The sequence below is a fragment of the Micromonospora sp. 067-2 genome (assembly GCF_046549295.1).
Classification (GTDB): Bacteria; Actinomycetota; Actinomycetes; order Mycobacteriales; family Micromonosporaceae; genus Micromonospora.
Genome location: NZ_JAJPWB010000009.1, coordinates 157,002 through 178,484, shown reverse-complemented (window position 1 = coordinate 178,484; position 21,483 = coordinate 157,002). Strand labels below are relative to the sequence as shown.

Here is a 21,483-nt window from a genome sequence, read left to right as displayed (position 1 = left end):
GTCGGAGGGACGGAACGTGCGGGTCGCTGGGCTGTTCCGGCGTGGTCGTGGCTGGGTCGCCGGCCTGATCGCGGTCGGTGTCGCCGCCGCCGTGGGCATCGGCGTGATCGCGCACGCCGGTCAGGACGAGCTGGTCGGACGACCGCTCTCCGACGAACAGTTGTCCGCCGTGCTGGCCGCGGGACACGCCTGCCCGATGCTCACCTCGGCTCGGGTCGCCGGACAGTTGATGGCCGAGTCCGGCCTGGCCGCGAGCGCGGCCAGCACCGAGTCCGGCGGCAGGGGCCTGGCCGGCCTCGACGACCCGCAGTGGCGGCGGTGGGCGCCGTGGCAGGGCGCGCAGCGTACCGAAACGATGGCCGCCGTGGCCGCGCTGTCGCACCTGATGTGCCAGCTCGGCGGCGAGATCCGGCAGTACGGCATCAAGGGCGACCCCTGGCGGCTGGCGCTGGCCGGCTTCCAGGCCGGTGTGCCGGCGGTGACCGAGGCCGGCGGGGTGCCCGACGCGGCGTCCGACTACGTGCGGCGGGCCGTCGGCTACGCGAGCTACTACCAGGGGCTTCCCCACTTCGCCGAGGCCGGTGCCGCCGCGCTCACGGCCGGAACGGTGTCCGACGCCGTACCCCTGCCCGACGCGCTCGTTCCGCCGATCGCCCGCGCCGGCCGGCTCTGCCCGCAGGTCCCCGCCGCCGCGCTCGCCGGGCAGCTGATGGCGGTGTCCGGCCTGCACACGGACGGCGCGGGTGGCATCGCCGGCGTACCCCTGGAGCTGTGGCAGCGTTATGCGCCCGCGAACGCGTCGCGATCGGACGCCGCGGACGCGGTCGGCGTGCTCGCTGCGGCCATGTGCCAACTGGCGCGGGAACTGGACGGGCTGCCGGGTGACCCCTACCTGCTCGCGCTCGCCGCGTGGCACTCGGGCGAGGACACCGTCCGCCGGGCGGGTGGTGTCCCGGACGCGATGACCCAGTCGTTCCTGGAGCGGGTCCGCCGCTACAGCGACTTCTACCGGCTCGACACCCGCCTCGGCGGTGTTCCCGTCCCCACGCCCTCTCCGGCGCCGTCGGGGTCCCGTACCCCGTCGGGTTCTCCGTCGGCCACCCCGGCGCGGCCGACGGCCGCGCCGGCCAGCCCGTCGCGCAGGCCGGCGAAACCCAAGCCCACCCCGAGCCGGAAACCGTCCGGGACGATGTTCGCGCACGAGCAGTCGGGGAAGTGCCTGGACGCCGGCGCGGGCACCGATCTGCTCGCCTCCCGGGTCGAGCCGTGCGCGCCGTACTCGGTGTCGCAGCGCTGGCAGGTGCGGTCGGACCGCACGATCCGTTCCGCGCGCAGCGGACTCTGCCTCGACGTGAACGACAGCGGTGTCACCGACGGCACCATCGTGCAGACCGCCACCTGCAACGGCGCCGCCACCCAGCGCTGGACGGTCCGCGACAACGCCGTGATCAGCGTGGTGAACGGCGGTATGTGCCTGGACATCGGTTGGGACTGGGCGACCACGGCCATCTGGACCTGCGTCTACAACGACAAGCAGACCTGGCGACCGATCACCTGATCGGCCAGCTGTTCCCCGGGGTGAGGGAAATCCCCGGAGAACGGCCCGCGAGCCTCCTGGACGGTCCCGTGCTCGCCCGCCGGCTGGTTGTCTACCGGTGCCAGCGATCACCGGTGCACAGGAGGCAGCCAGCATGGCGATCACCGACATCACCCCGGACGACGTCGAGATGGCGGCGGACAACCACCAGGCCGCCGAGCAGGACCTCGACGGCCAACGTAAGGGTCTCGACGACACCGTCAACGACCTCTACGCGGCCAACGCCGGCGAACTCATGGAGAAGCTGAACAACGTTCAGGACGCGTGGAGCGTGGACATGCGCGGCATCCTCGACAAGCTCGTCGAGTGCGAGGTGTTCCTGCGCGACTGCAAGAAGGAGCTGGAGCGGCTGAACCAGGACCAGGGCGGCTCCCTCGTCTGATCGTCGTCGTCCCCCTCAGATCTCAAGAAGGAGCTTCCTCCATGTCGGATTACATCAAGTACGACTACGACTCGATGGACGTCGCGTACGACGAGATGAAGCGCATCAGCGACGCCGTGATCGCCCAGTTGGACGTCCTCCAGCAGGAGGCGGAGAGGGTTCTCGCCTTCAACGGCGACTACGTCACCAACTACGACCAGAAGGCCCAGAAGGTCCGGGACGGGATCACCGAGCTGAACGACGCCACGCTCAAGCGGAGCAACGACCTCGCCGAGAAGTTCGCCGACTACCAGGCGACCGACAAGAAGCTCGGCGCCCGGTAGCCCGCGCGGGCGGCGGCGAGCCCCGTGCCGCCGCCGCCCGCACCGCGCGACGCACGCATCGGCCCGGAAAGGAGCAGTGAGTATGGCCAGCTCGGACAGCACCGAGATCGACCTCGCGGCGTTGCGCGACGCGGCGAAACAGATCGAGGGTCTCATGACCGACAGCAGCATGACGATCTTCGAGACGGCGGCGGACACCAGCACGCTGGAGGCCGGCAAGCTCGACGCCGCCCAGTGGATCGAGGCCATGGTCGCCGACCGGGGTGCCGGCCTCCGCCAGCACGCCCTCGACCTGCAGGCGTCCTTCGAGGCCCTCGGTGCGCGGCTGCGCACCATCGCCGACATCTTCGAGCAGCAGGACCAGGCGAACGCCGACTCGCTCCAGGGCAAGGCCGTCGACGAGATCGCGGCCTGGACCGGGTCGGTCGGCGGCCTCACCATCCCGCCCGCCGAGGGCGAGGAGACGTACGACACCGGTGACAATGCCAACCGCGACGGCGCGCGCCTCGGCTTCGAGGTCGACCCGATGACGGGCGAGGCGAAGAAGGCCGAGGACGGGACGGTCTCGGTGACCCTGCCGGCGCCGGAGGACCTGAACGTCACCGTCTTCCCGGACGCCTCCATCACTCCGGACGTGCTCTTCACCGACACCGACGTCCTCGACTTCGACTACGAGGGCGGGTTCTTCACCGACAGCGCGAACAACCAGGCGGTGCCGCAGAGCAGTAGCTTCACCGCGGACGTCACGCCCGAGGACGACGAGAAGTAGGCCATGCCCGAGGATTCGGTCGGCTCACTCCAGACGCCCGCCCCCCGTGGGCAGACGTTCGCCTCGCTGCACGTGTGGACGGACCTCCATCCCTACGTCAGTGAACTCGTGGACAACACGGCGGAGACCGGCAACGCCTGGCACGACGCGGGGGCCGCCTTCGACAAGGCCGCCGCCGAACTCGCCCGGATCAACGACGAGTTCGACCGGATCAAGACGGCACTGGACCCGGGCTTCGTCGGCAAGGCGGGCGACGCGTTCCAGGAACGGACGACGGAGCTGCTCAACCACAGCCGGGCCGTACACGACCGACTGGAGGGGTACGGGCAGCTGGTCGGCGACGTCGGGCACGACATCAAGGTGTTCGCCACCGCCTTCTGGGAGGCGGTGGACACGTTCCACCAGCTCACCGACCAGCAGGAGGAGCTGTTCGAGCAGGCGGTGTACAACGCGTACAACGCGGTCGAGCTGTCCCCACCGGCGGACATGCTCCAGAAGGCGCGCGACGCGGCGTACCAGATGGTCGAGCAGAACATCATGATGCCGCACATGCGACAGCTGTTGATGACGCTGAGCGACAAGTACGTCATCAAGGGCGAGGCGTTGGACCCGTTGGAGATCACTCCGCCGAACGTGTTCACCAGTGCGGCGGGAGACGACTCCTCGTCGTCCTCGCCGGACGGCGACGACTCGCCGTCCGGTGCTGACACCTCGTCGTCCGGCGACGACGACTCCTCGTCCGGCGACGACTCGTCCTCGTCCGGTGACGACTCCTCGTCCGGCGACTCGTCCTCGGACGGCTCCGACTCGGACCCCTCGTCCGGCGACGACGCATCCGAGCGGGAGGAGGCCGAGGCCCGGGCGGACGACGCGATCGACAAGCTGGAGGACGCCGCGCCGGACGACAGCGTGGACGGGTCGACGGGTGGCTCCTCCGGCGGAGGGCTCGGCGACAGCGCCCTGAGCAGCGACGGCTCCGGGTCCGGTGGCGACGACGGTGCGGCCGAGCGCCAGGCCGCCCTGCAGGACGCGCAGAAGGCGGCGAACGACGCCATCGACAGCCTCTCGAACCCCGCCGGGGGCACGTCCGGCAGCGGTGGGTCACCGAGCGGGGAGACCTCCGGCGCCGGTGCGGGAGGTGGCATGCCGGGTCTGGGCAGCGGCGGTAGTCCAGGGTCCGGCAGCTCGGGTGGCGCCAAGGGCAGCAGCGGGGGCAGCCCCGGGTCCGGCAGCTCGGGTGGCGCCAAGGGCAGCGGCGGGGGCAGCCCCGGCGGAGGTCTCGGCAGCGGCAGCAGCCCCGGCAGTGGCGGTGGCAGTCCCGGCGGTAGTCCCGGGGGTGGCATGCCGGGCGGCGGGTCGGGCAGTCCCGGGGGCGGCAAGAGCAGCGCCGACGGGGCCGAGCAGGCACGTCAGAAGGCGCTGGACGACGCGCAGAAGGCGGCCAACGACGCGATCGAGGGCTTGCAGTCGGCCGGCGGTGGCATGCCGGGTGGCGGCTCCTCGGGAGGCGGCCTACCGACCGAATCCGCAGGCCCGCCGAGCGGTTCCGGCGGCGGCACCGGCTCCGGTACCGGCGGCGGGCAGCCGTCGGACACCGCCCGGCAGCAGGCCCTCAGCGGCGCGAAGAAGGCCGCCGACGACGCGATCGCCAACCTGTCGGGTCCCGGCGCGGGTGCCGAGCGTCAGCAGGCGCTCGACGACGCCCGGCAGGCCGCGGACAAGGCCATCGGGGACCTGCTGGGCAAGGGCGACGCCAGCACCGCCGGGGAGGCCGTGCAGGACGCCCGGGACGCGGCCGGGGACGCCATCGAGGATCTGCTGGAGGAGAACGAGGCCAGTGACGCGGATCCGGAGTCCAAGGAACAGCGCCGCGAGGCGCTGGAGGACGCCCGGGAGGCGCTCGACGACAGCCTGGAGGAGATGGCCGGGTCGACGGGCACCGTGGACCCGGAGGACGCCCTGCACGACGACGCCGTCCGCGAGGCCCGGGAGGCGGTCGACGCGGCGATCGACGACCTGATCGAGGACGCGCAGGCGCAGCCGGGCGAGAGCGCCGAGGAGAAAGCCCGGGTCGAGGCGCTGGAGGACGCCCGGGACAGCGCGAGCGATGCCCTCGACGACCTGATCGAGGAGAACGGCGTACACACCGGGGATGGCCGGCCGACCAGCCTCGCCGACTTCCTCGGCGGAGCACGCTCCGGTGGGGGCGGCGGCTCGGGTTCGTCCGGCGGGCTTGGCCCGGCCGGCGGCGGGGGCTCGGCGGGCGGCGCGGGAAGCGCCGGTGGTGTGGGTACCGCCGGCAGTCCGCTCACCGACCTGCGCCCGGCCGTCCCGGCGGCGCAGGCCGGCCCGAGCGGCCCGGCCATCGACCCGTCCGCCGGGCAGGGCATGCCGATGATGCCGCCGATGGGCCAGGGCCACGGGCAGCAGCCGTCACGCGACCGGGAACGCAGCATCTGGTTGGAGGGCGACGACGAAGCCTGGCAGGAGAACGGTGACGGAGCGTCCGCCGAGGCGATCGGACGGCCGTCGTGACCGTCGTGTTGCTGGAGGAGGCGGTCGCCCGGCTGGGCCGTACCCCGCCCTCGGTGCTCTACGCCGCCGCCGACCGCTTCGAGGATCGTCGCCAGACCTTCGCGGAACTCGCTGACCGGTTCCGTCGTGCCGTGCGCGACGCCGAGGACGCCTGGCGGATGATCGTCCCCTCATCCGCCGGGCCGGCGTCTCCCGCCCACGTCACGGCGGTGCTCGACCAGCTCGCCGCGACCGACTTCGCGAGCGCGCTACGCCGGGCCGGTGACTCGGTGGCCGACGCCCGCGACCGGCTGGGCGAGCTGGTCGACCGCCAGGCCGCGGACCCACAGGCGCGACCCAACACGTACGACGTGCAGGGCCAGGTGGTCCTGTCGTCCGCCGGGGCGCAGCTCCTGCGGGCCGGGCAGGACCTGCCGCCGCCACCTCCGGTCACCGCGACCGGGCGGGAGCTGACCGGGTCGGCGCCCCGCGGCGTCGAGTTGTTCGCCAGTGACCCGGACCCGGACCGGGACGCACCGCCCAGCCCGCCCGGTGCCGCCTCTCCCGGTGGGGGTGCGCCCATGATGCCGATGATGCCGATGCACGGGATGGGAATGGGCATGGGCGCCGTCGGAACCCAACAGCGCGAGCGGCGCGTGGTCGTCCCCGCGCCGGTCGACCCCGGCCCGTGGGCCGAACCGTCGGACGGGTGGGGAACCCCCGGACGCGGTCGGCCCGCGACACCCGTACGCCCTGAGAGGAGCCCCTGATGACCGACCAGCGACACCCCGGCGACGCGACCGCCGGTTTCGAGGCCGCCCTGCAGACGCTCGCCGAGGAGCGGGAGCGACTCGGACGGATGCACGAGCGGATGGCCCGGGGCACGACGACCACCTCGAAGGACCGCTTGCTGTCGGTCGTCATGAACGGTCGCGGCGAAATCCTCAAGCTGACGTTCAACAACACCCGGTACCGCCAGATGGCCCCGGCCGAGCTGGCCGCACTCGTCACCGAGACGATCGCTGCGGCTCGCGTCGAGTCCCTGAACCAGCTCGCCGACGTCGCCGACGACGTACTGCCCGGTATCTCGTTCCAGGAGCTGGCCGGCGGCGAGGTCGACCTGGAGCGGATGGTGAGCAGCTTCCTCAGCGCCTCACTGGACGTCCTGCCGCCCGGTGCGGTCTCCGCGGCCGACCAGACGCGGCTGCGAGGGGACAGCTGATGTCCGAGATCACCTCTGCGGACGTACCGGGCGTGCACGGCATGACCGACCGGCTCGGGGCGGGCGGCGACCGGCTCGTCGACGCGCTCAAGGCTCTGCAGCGGGACCTCGGTGCGGTGTACGGGTGCTGGGGCGACGACGCGTCCGGCAAGTCGTTCGCGAGCAAGTACGTCGGGCCCGCCGAACAGCAGCTCGCCGACATCGGCACCACTGTCGAGACCGTCAGCGCGGTCGCCGACAACCTGCGCCTGATCGCCGACGCGTTCCAGCAGCTCGACGCGCAGGGCGGCGGCGTGTTGGAGCTGCGGAACGAGTAGCGGAAGGCACGGAGGACCAGATGGCGGAGGATTCCGGGGCCGGGGTCGTCGACCTGCCCCCCGACCTGCAGCGGTTGCTGAAGGTCGTGGTCGGCATGGAGTGGCCGGAGGGCAACGAGGCGCTGCTGCGGCGCATGCACGGCCTGTGGAGCGACCACGGCGACGTCCTGCGGGCGCTGCGGGACGACATGCCCGGGCTGGCCCGTTCCCTCGGCGACGCGATGACCGGATCGGCCGCCAGCACGTACACGAAACTGGTCCGCTCCGACCTCCCTGGCGTCCTCGACGCCCTGACCAGCGTGACCGAGGAACTCGCCAAGACCTCGATGAACGCCGCCGCGGACATCCAGAAGACCAAGGTGACGATCATCGTGCAGCTGGTCGTGCTGGCGGCGTCCATCGCCTGGCTGCTGGCCAGCCTCTTCGGTGCCCTCTTCATTCCGGTGGTGATCGCCACCGCGCGCGCCATCCTGTACGCGATCCTCCGTACCCTGATCACGGAGCTGGCCGCCGAGGTCGCCATCGGCTTCGGCGTGGACCTCGCCACCCAGCTCGCCCAGATCGCCCGTGGCCTGCGCATCGGCGGTCTGGACACGCAGTCGTTGCTGGTGTCCGGTGTCGGAAGCGTGATCGGTGGCGTCGCCGCCGGCGCGGGCCGTCTCGTCGCTGGCGAGGCGGCCCGGCACCTGGCCAACGCGTGGACCAGCACCACCCGGAGCATCACCGGGGACGGGATGCGCGAGATCACCGACATCCGGTTCAAGGGCGCGTACGGCGCCATCTCCGCGACCGCGCAGGGCGTCGGCGGGGCCATCGCGGACGCGAGCACCGGCGCGATCTTCGGACAGGCGTTCAACTGGGGTTCGATGACCGCGGCGACGATCGGCGGCGCGTCCGAGGGCGGGCCGTCCACGGGTGGTCGTAGCGGTGGTGTGGACGGGGTGACGGTGTCGAGCGTGGACGGCCTCCCCAGCTACGCCGAGGCGCTTGGCGATCCCGACGCGAAGCCCGGCGACCAGGCCGGGGGGAAGGCCGACGCGGACGCCCCGGAGAAATCGGGCGAAAGTGGCCTGGAAAAATCTGGTGAGACCGCCGCCGCGTCGGACGCCGCCCGGTCTACCTCGGACGCCGCTGCCGCGACGGACGCCGCCCGGTCCACCTCGGACACCGCTGCCGCGATGGACGCCGCCCGGTCCACCTCGGACGGCGCGTCATCGGCGGATGCGTCGGCAGCGTCGGGCTCCGTACCGGCACCGGTGGGCATGTCCGGCACCGGGCCGGCCGCGCCGACGGCCGCTTCACGTGGATCAACATCGACCACGGCCAGCCCGGCTGCGGCAGCAACCGGACCTGCGTCGGCGTCTTCCGCGTCGGCCCCGGCGGCGTCGACGTCGCCAGTTTCGACCCCGGCGGCGTCGGCCCCTGCCTCGGGGCTTACCTCCGCGTCTGCCCCAGCCCCGGCATCGGCGGCCTCCTCCGCGTCGGCCCCGGCGTCGGCTTCCTCGGCGTCGGCGGCCTCGGGCTCGGCGGTCTCGGGCTCGGCGGTCTCGGGCTCGGCGGTCTCGGGCTCGGCGGTCTCGGGCTCGGCGGTCTCGGGCTCGGCGGTCTCGGGCTCGGCCGGGTCGACGTCGTCCGCTGGTGTCACCGGCGGTTCCGCGCCCTCGGCTTCCGCCCCGTCGGCGGCCTCCGTGGCGGGAGGATCCTCCGGCGCGAGTCCCGGGGTTTCGGCGGGACCCTCGGCCGGTCAGGTGGCCGTCGGCGGGGGCACGGCGGCGGTTCCGGCGTCCGGCGCGACCGCCGGCAGCGCGCCGGTCGCGACCGTCGGTGGGGCGTCGGCGGCGCAGACGGGCGGCGGGACAGCGTCGACCGGTCCAGCGTCGATGCTCACCTCGACGTCACCCGGGAGCGCGCCCACCGCGGCGGGTGGATCGAGCGCGCCCACCGCGGCGGGTGGATCGGCGGGTGCGGCGAGCACCACCGCGGCGCCGTCTGCCACGGCGGCCCCCGGCAGTCCGGTCGCGACCTCGACGGCACCCACTGCCACCTCGTCCCCGGCCTCGTCCGCCGCCACCGCGACTCCGGTCTCGGCGGCCACCTCGCCGCCGACGACACCGACATCGCCGTCGACAGCGCCGCCGGCGACAGTCGCGTCCGGCACGTCGACAGCCTCCTCGGCACCGACGGCAAGTCCCGCCTCGACGACGACGCCGACGTCGGCTGCACCCCAGTCGACGGTGGCCACTGCGCCGTCGTCAGCGCCGACGACCACGCCAACCCCGCCCTCGACGGCCGCCTCCCCGTCGATCGGCGGCTCGGCGCCGACGACGATTTCAACGTCGGCGACGACTCCAGCGTCCACCCCGGCGGCCAATCCGTCTTCGGCGACCGCACCGTCACCGGGCGCGACGTCCGTCCCGGCGCCGACCGCGCCCACAACGTCGCCTCCGACCGCGACCGCGACCCCACCGACGACAGGAACCGCACCAGCGACGGCGACCCCGACCACGACTCCACCCGTGCCGGCGACTTCCACCGCGACCACGCCACCCAGCGCGGCCCCGACTCCGACACCTTCCACGACCCCACCTGCGGCCGCGACACCAACCGCGACGCCGACCCCGACCCCGACGACGACGACGACGCCGACGCCGACGCCGACGACGACGACGACGACGCCGACGCCGACGCCGACGACGACGCCGACGCCGACGACGCCGACGCCGACGCCGACCCCGCCGACGCCGACTGTCACTCCGCCAACTGCGGTGGGGGACGGTTCGCCGGCGAGGCCGGTGCCTGTCGTCTCGACCGGTGATCCCGCGACGGGTCCCCGGCAGCACGCCCACACGGCCAGTACCGGCCTGAGCGTGAACCCCCAGGTCACCGGCGCGGTCCCGGCAGCACCCACGCGAGACAGCGGCGGCGGCGACGTGGCGGGCCTCCTGTTCGGGTACGCGCCGCCACGCCCGGCCGTCCGTCCCCGTGCCGACGCGGCACCGACGCCGACTCCGACTGCGTCCCCCGCGCCGGACCGGTCGAACAGCGCCGCACCGAGCGCCGCCGACGTCGCGGGCGCCGTGCCCGTCGACCGCAGCGGCTGGGTGCCGGTGGGTGATCCGCTCACCGGCGACCAGATGCGGGAACGCTACTCGTACCTGGACCGGGTGAACCCGGATCAGTCGCTGCTGAACTGCGTGTTCGCGGCGATCGTCACCGATCTGCTGATGCGCTCCGGCGGGCGGGACCGGTTCGAGGCTCCCGCGTCGGTCGTCACCGAGGTGGGGGTGCTGGGCTTCTACGCGGGGCGGCCGGTGCAGGAGGCCGGCGGTTACGCGGCCGTGGTCGACGCGATGCGCGACGCGCCGTTGGGGTCGCGCGGCGTCATGGTCGTGAACGGCGTCGCCGGGTCGGTGGCGCACGCCGTCAACGTGGTGCGTGACGAGCACGGGGTGTTCTTCCTCGACGGTCAGACGAACGCTCCGGCGACCGTGCCGGCCGTACCGTCGAGGGTCCGCTTCGTCGCCACCTCGACCGTTTCCGGCGCGCTGACGCCCGCGCGGTGGTCTCCCACCGAACCCGAAGCGACAGGCGACCCCGACAGCCCGGGACGTCCCCGGCTGTCGGCCGGCGAGATCCTCGGGCGAGCGCTGCCCGGCCTGGGCCGTGCCGGCGGCCGTGACCCGGAGCGGCTGCGACGGTGGGTGGCCGAGGTGGAGCCGGACCGGCCCGGCGACGAGGTGACGCTGAGCGAGACCGACTGCGTGGTACGGGCGTACGGGGCGTTCGTTGCCCTGCACGGCCGCAGCGCGAACGTGGTCGACAACCGGGCCGCCGCCGCTCCGGAGTCGATGACCGTGCGGGACCTCCAGAAACTGCTGGACGGATCGTTGACCCCGTTGGCGGACTGGCCCACCCTCGTCGACGGGCTGCGCGGCAGCCCCGGCGCGTTGGCGCTCATCCACGTGCCCGCCAACGACCTGGTGCTCGCGCCGGACGCCGGGCCGGCCCGCGGGCACGTCTTCTGGCTGTGGTCCGATGACCGGTTCGGGACCCCGGCCGTACGGGTGATCGACACGCAGCGCGCCGGCCTGCTCGCCGACGAGGCGTTCACCGGGGTGCCGAGCACCCGGTGGGAGCGGGCGCTGACCGGTCCCGGCGTCCGCGCCCTGCTGCTCGACGCGGACGGCCGTCCCCGGCAGCAGCCAGTTCCCGACGCGGACGGCCGACCCCGGACGCGGTCAACACCGGACAGGCCCGATCTGGACGCCATCGCACTGGCGACGCGATCGCCCGCCGCGCCGGGCGCGCTGGGCATGCCGGAAACGCGTCACGGGACCGGCTCGGATGCCGTGGCAGCCGCCCTGACCCTGCCCGGTCGCCACACCGGCCGAGACCCGGACCGGTTGCGGGACTGGGTGCGGACGTTCGAGGCGCAGCGTCAGACGGCGTCGCTGGGGCACGACGTCGCCCGCGCGTACGGCGTCTTCGTCGCCATGCACGGCCGCGCGGCGAACGTCGTGGACAGCCAGACGTCGGCGGACGCCGACACGCTCACCCTGCCCCAACTCCAACAGCTCCTCGGCGGCCACCCGCGCCCCCTCAACGACGTACCCCGCATGCTCGCCGCGCTGCGCACCGCGCCCGGAGCGATGGCGCTGGTGCACGTGCCCGACCGCAACCGCGTGTTCTGGCTCTGGTCCGACGACACGGGCGGCACGCCGGTCCTGCGGGTCGTCGACCCCGCCTACCCCGGGTTGCTGGCGCGTGCCGTCCCCGGCGTGCTGTCGGAACTGCTGGGGACGCCCGACGTCACCGTCCTCGCCCTGGACGCGGACGGCCAGCCCGGCGACACCCGGCCAGCCGACACGCCGCCGCCACCGGCCGCGGCGACCGAGGACACCACAGTGCCCTGGTATCTCCAGGACGGCGCGCTCGGCCAGTTCACCGTCCTGGACGCCGGGCGACCGGCCACCAGCCGCGCCGGCTCTCCCACCCAGATCGCGCGGAGCCTCGTCGCCGGCCTGCCCGTCATCCCCGGCGTGTCCGCCACGGACCAGGCGGCGATCCGGGCCGGGGTGCAGCGGGAGATCACCCGGGCGTTGACCGCGCCGGAACGCGGCACCGGCCAGGCCGACGCCACCTACGAGCAGTACCTCGAACACTGGGACGAGCGGCTCACCAGCGGCATCCACCTCAGCGCCGGTGACCGCCTGGTGTGGATCCTGCCGGTGCCCCGGGCTGCCCGTCCCGCCCCGCCCGCCCCGAAGGCCGACGCCAGGGTCTACAAGGTCAGCTTCGGATCCACGTCCCGGGAGTGGACCAGAGACGGCGAGCGGTCGTCGGGCGGCGTCTTCAGCCCGGACACCGCCCTCGCCAGCTTCAGCCGGCACATCACCCGGCTCATCTTCCAACTGCCGGACATCACGTTCGGCAGCCACCGGGAGCACGGCAGCTCCGAGGGACGCAAGGTGGTCGCCGGCCGCCAGATGTTCGTCAGCGACTCCACACCGTTCCGGGCGGGCCTGGCCTTCACGGTGTACGTCGACGGACGGCACTGGGCCACCACGGCGGTCCGGCCCGCCTCCGACGACCTGCTGCTCATCCAGTTTCCGACGCCGTACACCCGACCCGGGAACGGGCAGCCGCGCGCGGCCCGCGCCGACGTTCCGGTGGACGCGCCCCCGACCCGCACCTCGTACGCCGACCGGGTGTTCAACGCTCTGGCCACCGAACAGCTGATCACCGGCTGGCACCGGGCGCTGCGGGAGAGCCTCTCCGCCGACGAGGCCGTCGAATTCGCCCAGCAGGGTGTGGCGCAGCTGCTCAACGAACGGACCATGCTCAACCGCAACCGGCGCCTGCTGCACGGCTCGGACCGCGCCACCGGCCTGCACCACGGCCGTAAGAGCATGTCGCTGCACCTGATGCTCCGGCCGGTGAGCCTGCAACACCTCGGTGAGGCGCCCGACGTGGCGGTCCGCGACGACCTCGGCGTCATCGCGGAGGCGGGCACCAGCGCCGACGGTGCCCACCATGTCGCGGTCGCCGGCGAGGTGGCGTCGTACGGCATCAGTCACCTCGCCCGTGCCCTACCGACCCCGGAGGGCACGCTGCCCAAGGACACCCGGTGGCAGGGTACGGTCGGCGGCGGGGTGAGCGGCAGCACCGGCCGCGACGCCGGCGTCCAGTTGGGTGAGAGCGTCCTCAACCACACCGTGCTCAAGCGCAAGGGCGCCCAGACGCGGTACCGCCAGCAGTTCGAGGCGATCCTGGTGACCCGGTTGAGTTCCGGCGAGGTCCGACCGGTGGTGTTGCTCGCCATGCCCGGCGAGGTCGCCATCTGGCAGGACCAGCGCACCGCCTACGAGCAGGCGCTGCTCGGCGCTCCCGCGCACGGCCCGATCGTGGCCGTGCCGCCGGCCGCCCGGCGTACCGGGCGACTGGTCGGTGACACGGAGATCCGCGAGCGCCTCGGGCCGCGCGCCGTCGAGGTCCTCACCGGCGGCCGGGTCGTCGACCCGGTGACCCGTCGGCTGATGCCGGCCGTGGAGGCGCCGCAGCTGCGCGGCCGGTACCCGGCGACGCCGGTGCCCGGCGAGCCCCTGGCGTTGGTCGTCCGGGGCGGCCTGGGCCCGACCGCACCGGTGGCGCTGCCGGCTGCCGAGATCGTGCTCGACACCGCCGTCGACGGGCTGCTCGCCCTGTCGCACCGCGACGAGCTGCCCGTCGACGTCATCGAAGATCTGGAGATCCATATCGGGCGGGACGCCATGGAGGCGGACTTCAGCCGTTTCCAGCCGGGTGATCCGTTCCAGGTCACCATCGACGGCGTGCCGTACGACGTGCTCGTCACCGCGCACGTGGAGGAGCTGCGCGAGCAGTCCACCTATCCGATGGACGTCAACCTGCGCGCGCTGCAGGGCAGCTCGGTGGAGGGTTCGGTCGGCACCTCCGGCGGGGTCGGCGGTGGGGCCGGCGGCGGCGTGCTCATCCCGCTGCCGCTGAGCGACTGGAAGTTCCAGCTCGGGCGCGCGGAGGTGCAGGGCGAGTGGGAGTGGTCCCGCTCCGACGCGTACGACGGCGCGTTGAAGCACTACCGGCGCACCGAGACGACGAACGGCGTCACCGAACTCCGCTACCGGGTGATCTACGAGGTCGTGCTGCGCCGCGCGGCGGAACCACGCCGCGTGGCGGGACCGCGGGTCACCTACCTGATCGGCGACGACCCGAACGAGCCGGACGTCACCGCGCTGCGTACCGTGCTGCCCGACGAGCACAAGTTGGATTCTCCGGTCACGCCGGCCGAGCAGGACCGGGCTGGCCGGGCGGCCAACGTGACCTTCCGCGAGTGGGGCCGGGCCGGCCGCATCCCGTACGAGAAGGAGTCCGCCGCCGGCGTCTTCCCCTTCCTGCCCGGGCTGCCCGAGGTCAGCGCTCGGGCCGCCGACGCGTACGCGCAGCTCAACGGATTGGACCGTCGATGGTTCGAGGAACCGCTCAACTGGCCGCGTCCGCTCTGGGGACTGGGCATCGCCAGCCAGGTGGCCGGGCATCTCGCCGAGTTGACCGACGGCTACGGCTGGCTGATCGCACTGCCCGACGAGGGCGGTCACCACCAGGCCGTACGGGTGCAGCTGCGGGCGTTCGACCCTGCGCGCACGCGTCCTGCCTCCACTGTCGAGATCGAGCATTACCAGCAGTTCAGCGCCGGGCACACATGGTCGCGCGACACCGGCCGCAGCGCCGACTTCGGCATGTCCGGCGGCCCTGCCCTCCCGCTCGGCGGCTCCGCGAGGGGTGACGCCCGGCCCGGCCGGGGCGGGCCGGCCGGACCGGACCGCCCGCAGATCGGTGGCAGCGGTGGCGGAGCGGTGCCGGGCGGCGACACCGACGAGGGCGGTGGCGGTCGGCTCTCCTTCGGGCCGTCGGTCGGGTACCGGCGGTCCCGCGAGGACGGGAGGTCCGACGAGTCCGGGTACATCGACATCACCCGGGCCACCTACGGCGGATCGACCCAGCACTACCGCAGCGACCTCGTCTTCAAGATCAGCGCCGAGCGGTGGGACGGTGAGCAGGGTGAGGTCCGGCGGACCACCCGCTACCTGCGCATCAACCTCGGTAAGGACTTCATCGCGCCGGACCGACTCGCGGCGGCGCTCGAGCTGCCCGGCGCCACCGCCGTCACGCCGGCCCGCCCGCCGGCCCGTCGCCCGGTCGACCCGGAGCCGGTCCGCGCCTGGTCGCACCCGGAGCGGCTCACCGCCAGCACCGTGCTGCCCGCCGTGACCCACGCGCTGTCGGCCTGGGATCTGCTGCCGCGCAGAGCCGATCCGGCCGACCTGCCGCCCAACCTCCTCGTCCGCGCGCTCACCGCCCGGTTGCGGCCCGCTGCCCTCGATGGACAGTTCGCCACCCTGACCGGCGCGGGCATCCGGGTCTGGCAGCCGATCGTCACCGCCGGAAAGATCCGGTTCCTGCTCGTCCAGGTGACCGGCGACCTCCAGCCGCCCACCGCGGACCTGCCCCGCGAGGACGTCAACCTGACCGAACGCAGCGAGGCGGTGACGGCGCACTCGACCGAGACCGGGCACACCGGCACGCTGCACGTCACCGGTCAGGCCCGCGCCCGTGGCGACATCGCGCCCCGGGCCGACCTGGTCGGTGAGCTCCGGGCCGAGTGGCAACGCACAACCGGCGCGGTCAGCGGCCTGACCGACGAGACCAAGGACATCGCGCGGCTCGGCATGCGGCAGTCGCACGAGTTCACCCACCCCGTCACCTTCCGGGTGGACATCGGCCTCACCACCGAACTGCCGCAACTCCTCCGGTTCCTCACCACCACCGGCACCAACCTCTACCGCGCCCTCGAGGGGCTGGTGCTGCGCGACACCGGTTCGTGGAGCCGCTGGTCGGCGGACGCGCCGGTGGTGGGCCGGGCCGAATGGTGGGAACGAACCACCACGATCACCGACATCACCGCCGACTGGCGGCTGCTCGTTCCGGCGTACCTGACGATCCCGGACACCCCTCCCGCCGCCACCGGGCCGGTGAACGGCAGCTGGGCGCCGGCCGGCCCGTCCCGGCCGGCGGCGCTGCCCGCGGTCCGGGTCGAGCGGGGTCCGCGCCCCGCACCGCCCGACCTCAACGCGGCGGTGCTGGCCGACCCCACGTTCACCGCGCAGTCGATGCGGGAGATCGCGCACTCCGCCCACGCCTGGGCGAAGCTGGTCACCGAACCGCTCCGGACCTGGCCGGACGTCCTCGACGAGCACCAACCACCGCGGATCGCCCGCAAGGGAGACCTCAGCGCGCTGGAGCGCGTGGTGGCCCACCACACCGGGGACCGTCAGCTCAACCGGCGGTTCGACGAGCTGCTCCAGCACCGGTACCAGGTCGGGGACACCGGCATCCGGCTCGGTCTGGACATCCGTGGCGCGTCGTACAACGTGGACCTCGCCCCCGACGGCACCGTGGCGCCCCGCAGCTACAACCACAAGGGCCGCACCTACCGGCAGCGGGACACCAAGCCCAGCTACGGGGTGTCGGAGAGCACCAGCTCGTCGGTGGGCGCCGGGGCAGCGCTGAGCGGCACGACCGGCAACGTCCGTACCGGTCCCGGCGGCTCCGGGTTCGGCGGTTTCGGCGGCGGCCGGGGCAGTGAGGGCGAGACCAGCAACGTCGGCGAGCGAAACAGCGAACGACGGGCCGAATACCACCTCATGCGCTACGACGTGACCCTGGTGATCTACCCGCCCGGCAACCCCGACCACCGGGTGTTGATCGACCGGGACGGTGCGCTGTTCGCGGTGACGACCGTGCGGCCGGACACCACGTACCAGCCGCCGGCCCGGTTCGAGGCGACCGTCGTCGACGCCGTGCAGGGCATGGAACTGGGCCGCCGGGTCGGCGCCGTGCCACCCGGCCGGCCGCCGATCGCGCCGGTGGAGGCCGCCCCGCCGAGCAGGCTGGACGAGCCGACCTTCCGCCAGACGGTCGACGAGGTGGCCGACGCCGGGCAGGCGGCGTCCGTACGCGCCGGTCTGTTGTCCCTCGCCGAGTGTCTCGCGTTGGCCGAGCGGATGGTCACCCGGCTCTATCCGGCTGCCACGTCGGACCTGCACGCCCTGCGGCCGCGCCGCACCCAGGAGGCCGACACCGCCCGGTCCTGGCTGACCGGGCAGAGCGACTGGACGCCGGTGACCGACTGGGACACGGTCGAGGCCGACCTGCGCGACCGGCCCGGCACGACCGCCGTCGTGCTGCTGCAGCGACCGAACCAGACGGTCCACCACATGTTCCTCGCGCACACCCTCGCCGACGGTCGGGTGCTGTGGGCCGACCCCGGCCGGGCGCCCGGCGAACGGGTCTTCGAGCACCCGGGACGGTTCACCGACGCCCGGCTCGAATCGGCGGTCGCCGCCCGTGCCCTCGTCATCGGCCAGGACGCCGCCGTCGCGCCCGGCCGTGCCACCCCGGAATCCGCCTCCACCGCCCGCGCGGTGGTGGACGCGCCGCTCGGTCACGACGTACGCGGCAGCGTTCCCCGCCGGGGGGCCTCGCGCCCGGAGCCGCCGACCGGCAGCGCGGTGGTCGACCTCGCGGCCGTACGGGCCACCCTGCACCACCGGGCGGCTACCGGCGACGACCCGATTCCGTACCGGATGGCGGAGGTCCTGCCCGGCGCCGACGCCGCCGGCCTCACGCTGACCCTGGGTACCGCCGGACCGGTGGACCTGTCCGGGCTCTGGACGCGGCTGGCCGACCCGGGCGCGGTGACCGCCGCACCGGACGGTGACGGCGTGACCCTGCACCTGTCCGACACCCGCGACACCTGGGCGGACCTGCGGGCCGTAGCCCGACACCTGCGGGCGTCCGGCGAACGGAGCGTCTCCGCCACGGTCGAGGCGGCGCTCCGGCCGGGCGACCACGGCGCGCTCGCCGGGCTGGTCTCCGCCTACCAGGCGGCGCTCACCCGGATGGTCGGGGTCACCGTCACGACCACCGACGCGTTGCGCGCCTCGCTGGCCCGGACGAACCTCAACCTCGGCGTCCTGCAGGCCCAGATCCGGCTGGTGCACGCGCTGCGCGGTGCCGGTGTGACCGCCGCGCCGGCCTGGGTCGGTAACCACCACTACTGGTGGCACGACGACGAGCCGGCCGACGTGCCGGACGAGGCGCGTCGACTGCTGGAGATCATCGCCGTGGTCCTGCCCGACCACGCCGATCTGGCCGCCCTCGCTCTGCTCGCCGGGGGCATGAACCCGGGGGACACCGTCCTCGTTGGAGAGTCATGACCCTCCGCATGATCTGGGCCGGCGGCCGGCAGGACGTGTCGGCCGAGCATCCGGCGGACCTGCTCGCCGAACTGATCCCCGGGTACGCGGGGCTGTCGCCGCAGCGCCGCCGGGCGGCCCGGGTCGGGCACGCGGAGGGCTCGCTCACCCGGATCCGGCAGCGGCTGGTTGCCGCGTTCGGGTCGGACGGCGCGGCACCGACGGTCCTCGTCGACACACGCCACCCGGACGCGTCGGGCGACCCCGCCTCGCCAGTGTTCTGGCTGTGCACCGACGACGACGAACGCTACCTGCGCTCGCTGGCCGCCGTCGGCGACATCTTCCTGGCCCTGGGCGACGGAACAGCACGAGCGCTGGTGCCCGACCCCGTGGTGTCGCGCCCACCCGCCCCCATCCGCTGAAAGGGGGACGGGCCATGCGGAGACGGCATCCGGTCGTGGGTCGACAGGCGGAAGTCGACGTGCTGACCGCCGCCGGGCGGGACACCACCGGCAGCGGCCGGTTCGCGCTGATCCGCGGCATCGCCGGCAGCGGGCGGACGGCGCTGCTGCGGGCCGCCGCCGACGCCTGGCGGGACGAGGGCGCGGCGGTGCTCTGGTTGCCGCCGGCCGAGCCGGGAGAGAGCCCCGAGGGCGGCTTCGAGGCGTTGCTGCACACCGTCCGGCGGCACTACGAGCTGCTGGGCGCGCCCGCCCTTGCCGCGCCGGTGGCTGCCCTCGGAACGCTGTGCGCGTCGCCCGCCGACCGGTCACCGGGCCGGACCGCCGCGCTGGCCCGGGGGGCCGCGACCCTCTTCCACCAGATCGGCAGCCACGGCCGGGCCGTCCTGGTCGCCGACGACGCCGCCCCCGGTCGCGCGCTCGCGCTCGGCGCCGCCACCCGGCCCGGCATCCTGGTCGTCGCCGCCACCGAACCGGATACGCCGGCCGCCGGTCGCCTCGACGCGGTGGCCGAGGTGGTCATCGACCTGCCGCCGCTTCCCGCCCCGGCGGTGCGGGACCTGCTCGACCACCGGGACGGCACACCTGTCGACGACGCGCTCGTCACCGCGCTGGGGGAGGCGCTCGGCCCGCTGGCCGGGCACCCGGCGACCGTCGTGGCGACCGTCGAGGCGCTGCGTCAGGACGACCGGCTCACGGTGGCCGGCGGGCACCTGTGCCTGCGGGACCCGTACGAGTCGATTCCGTTGCCACCCGGCCACCCGCTGACCGCCCGCCTGCACGGGTACGGCGTCGACGCGGTCCGCCTGGCCACGATGGCGTCGGTGGCCCGGTTCGGCCTGGCCGACCTGCCGCTGTTCGCGACCGCGACGCTCGGTGACCCGGACGGCTACGGCGCGATCCTGGACGAGTTGGTGTGCGCCGGGGTGCTGGTCGCCGACCGGCACGGCGGCATCCGGCCGCAGAGCCCCGCGCTCGCCGCCCGACTCGTCCGCGACGCCGGACCGCAGGCGGTGGCCCGACTGCACCGGGCATGTGCCGCCGCCCTGCTGCGCCGTACGGGTGCGGGCGAGGCCGGGGACCGGCTCCGGCTCGCCGACCACGTCACGTCGGCCGGCGCCGCGGTGCCGCCGGATCGGCGTACCGCCGTCACGTTGTTGTCCACCGCCGTGCGGGCGGCCGAGCGGGAACCGGGCCGCGCGGCGCACTGGCTGAGCGCTGCGCTGCGCCACAGCGGCGGCGGGGACACGGCCGGCGACATCCAGGCACGGTTGCTGCGGTTGCTGGTCCGTACGGGCCAGTTCGCCCGGCTCGCCACCGAGGTGGACCGGATCGCGGCCCGCGGCGTTCCGGCGGCGGACCGCGCCGACCTGGCCGCCGCCGCGCTGCTCGCCGCCCTGCACACCGGGGACCCGCTGCCGCAACGGGTCCACACCGCGCTCGCCGGCCCGGACGCGATGGTGGCGTTCGGGGACGCCTGGCCGGCGCGCACCGCGGCCCCGACCGCCGAGTCGACCGCGTCGCTGCTCGCGGCGCACGAGGTCGCCACCCTCCGTCAGGCGCTCACCGGCGGCCCGGCGGCTGATCCGCTCCTCCGCGCCGCAGGCCTCGGCGACGTGGTCGAGGTGCTGCGCCTGGTGCTTGGCGACGCCCGGTACGGCCCGCCGGTCGACGGCGCGGTCGCCGCGCACCACCGGCTGCACGAGCACCGCTGTCGCGGTGACCTCACCGGTGTGCTGTCCGCCGCCCGGGAGGCGAATCTCGCCGGAGCGCCGGACCAGTTCGTCCCGCGGCTGGCCCGGCTGTGGGCGGCCGAGGCGCTGGCGCTGCGCGGGCGGAGCGAGGCCGCCGCGGAGTCGGTGCGGTCGGTGCCGGCCGAGCCGCCGTACGCCGCCCTGCGCTGGTGGATCACGAACGGCCCCTGCTCCGAGCCGCGCGACGCGACCGACGCGGCCGGGCGGATCGCCGCCGGCTGGAGCGCCTACGACGCCCAGCGGGCGTACGGCAGCCCGATCGGGGTCGAACAGCTGCTCGTCCGGATCGCCGACCTCGGCACCCGCTTCGGCGTCGCCGCGGCGGTCGACCGGCTGCGGGTCCTGCACGGGGTCGACGGTCCACGGCTCACCACCGAGGCGACATGCCTGCTCCAGGCGCTCACCGACGGGGACCCGACGGCCGCCGCGCAGGGCGCCGGTCACGTCCGGGCGCGCGGTCACCACCTTGATCTGTGGCAGGCCACCCTGGCGCTCGGCCGCACCGCCGAGGACGCCGGGACGTGGCTGCTCGAGGCGCACGCGCTGGCCCGGACGTTCGGCGCGTCCGCGGCGCGGTCGGCGGTCGCCGGGGCCCTGCGCCAGCGGGGGATCCCGCCGCCGCAGGCGCGCGGTGCCCGACCCGCCTTCAGCGCGGTGGAGTTGCAGATCATCGACCTGCTGCGGAGCGGCCGCACCAACCGGCAGATCGCCGCCCGGCTACGGCTGAGCGAGAAGACCATCGAGAACCACCTGACCCGACTGTTCGCGCGCACCGGCCTGCGTTCCCGGGTGGAGCTGGCCGCGGCGACCGTCGGGACGGACGTTCTCGGTGCGGTGTCCTGACCGGCTGACGATGGAGGTACCACCCGGC

The 21,483-nt window shown here is 74.2% G+C and carries 13 protein-coding genes; 11 read left to right on the top strand and 2 right to left on the bottom strand.

The window, feature by feature from the left end; all coding sequences use genetic code 11:
* Positions 1-16 precede the first annotated feature (16 nt).
* The 8 genes from ACLJN9_RS22465 to ACLJN9_RS22430 all read left to right on the top strand — a co-directional run bounded on the left by ACLJN9_RS22465 (position 17) and on the right by ACLJN9_RS22430 (position 7,124).
* The gene (locus tag ACLJN9_RS22465) at positions 17-1,558 is read left to right on the top strand and encodes a ricin-type beta-trefoil lectin domain protein (protein WP_410813465.1); all 1,542 of its coding nucleotides are present in this window, start codon (positions 17-19) and stop codon (positions 1,556-1,558) included.
* Positions 1,559-1,691: 133 nt separating this feature from the next.
* Positions 1,692-1,979, top strand: a complete 288-nt coding sequence (locus tag ACLJN9_RS22460; RefSeq protein ID WP_410813464.1) for a hypothetical protein — start codon at positions 1,692-1,694, stop codon at positions 1,977-1,979.
* Between the two features lie 41 nt (positions 1,980-2,020).
* Complete coding sequence (locus ACLJN9_RS22455; protein WP_410813463.1) at positions 2,021-2,302, top strand: WXG100 family type VII secretion target; 282 nt, start codon at positions 2,021-2,023, stop codon at positions 2,300-2,302.
* Positions 2,303-2,384: 82 nt separating this feature from the next.
* On the top strand, positions 2,385-3,071 hold the full coding sequence (locus ACLJN9_RS22450; RefSeq protein ID WP_410813462.1) for a hypothetical protein: 687 nt from the start codon (positions 2,385-2,387) through the stop codon (positions 3,069-3,071).
* A 3-nt stretch (positions 3,072-3,074) separates the two neighbouring features.
* Positions 3,075-5,606 carry a hypothetical protein gene (locus tag ACLJN9_RS22445; RefSeq protein ID WP_410813461.1) on the top strand — a complete coding sequence of 844 codons (2,532 nt, stop codon included), beginning with the start codon at positions 3,075-3,077 and terminating at the stop codon, positions 5,604-5,606.
* Entirely contained in the window at positions 5,603-6,355 is a 753-nt protein-coding gene (locus ACLJN9_RS22440; protein WP_410813460.1) for a hypothetical protein, read from the top strand. The genes ACLJN9_RS22445 and ACLJN9_RS22440 overlap by 4 nt, the downstream gene beginning before the upstream one ends.
* Positions 6,355-6,807, top strand: a complete 453-nt coding sequence (locus ACLJN9_RS22435; RefSeq protein ID WP_410813459.1) for a YbaB/EbfC family nucleoid-associated protein — start codon at positions 6,355-6,357, stop codon at positions 6,805-6,807. Before ACLJN9_RS22440 ends, ACLJN9_RS22435 begins: the two co-directional genes overlap by 1 nt.
* Positions 6,807-7,124, top strand: a complete 318-nt coding sequence (locus tag ACLJN9_RS22430) for a WXG100 family type VII secretion target (RefSeq protein ID WP_410813458.1) — start codon at positions 6,807-6,809, stop codon at positions 7,122-7,124. Before ACLJN9_RS22435 ends, ACLJN9_RS22430 begins: the two co-directional genes overlap by 1 nt.
* 973 nt (positions 7,125-8,097) lie before the next feature.
* Here ACLJN9_RS22430 and ACLJN9_RS22425 read toward each other — a convergent pair.
* Both ACLJN9_RS22425 and ACLJN9_RS22420 read right to left on the bottom strand, forming a co-directional pair.
* Positions 8,098-8,769: a hypothetical protein gene (locus tag ACLJN9_RS22425; RefSeq protein WP_410813457.1), complete on the bottom strand. Its 672-nt coding sequence runs from the start codon at positions 8,767-8,769 to the stop codon at positions 8,098-8,100.
* Between the two features lie 99 nt (positions 8,770-8,868).
* A complete protein-coding gene (locus ACLJN9_RS22420) occupies positions 8,869-9,876 on the bottom strand; it encodes a hypothetical protein (protein ID WP_410813456.1) in 1,008 nt (335 codons plus the stop codon).
* A gap of 115 nt (positions 9,877-9,991) precedes the next feature.
* Between ACLJN9_RS22420 and ACLJN9_RS22415 the strand changes: the two genes are divergently transcribed.
* The 3 genes from ACLJN9_RS22415 to ACLJN9_RS22405 are packed head-to-tail and all read left to right on the top strand — an operon-like array spanning position 9,992 to position 21,455.
* Positions 9,992-18,418 carry a toxin glutamine deamidase domain-containing protein gene (locus ACLJN9_RS22415; protein WP_410813455.1) on the top strand — a complete coding sequence of 2,809 codons (8,427 nt, stop codon included), beginning with the start codon at positions 9,992-9,994 and terminating at the stop codon, positions 18,416-18,418.
* The gene (locus ACLJN9_RS22410; RefSeq protein WP_410813454.1) at positions 18,415-18,819 is read left to right on the top strand and encodes a hypothetical protein; all 405 of its coding nucleotides are present in this window, start codon (positions 18,415-18,417) and stop codon (positions 18,817-18,819) included. Before ACLJN9_RS22415 ends, ACLJN9_RS22410 begins: the two co-directional genes overlap by 4 nt.
* 14 nt (positions 18,820-18,833) lie before the next feature.
* Positions 18,834-21,455, top strand: a complete 2,622-nt coding sequence (locus ACLJN9_RS22405) for a LuxR C-terminal-related transcriptional regulator (RefSeq protein ID WP_410813453.1) — start codon at positions 18,834-18,836, stop codon at positions 21,453-21,455.
* Positions 21,456-21,483: the final 28 nt, after the last annotated feature.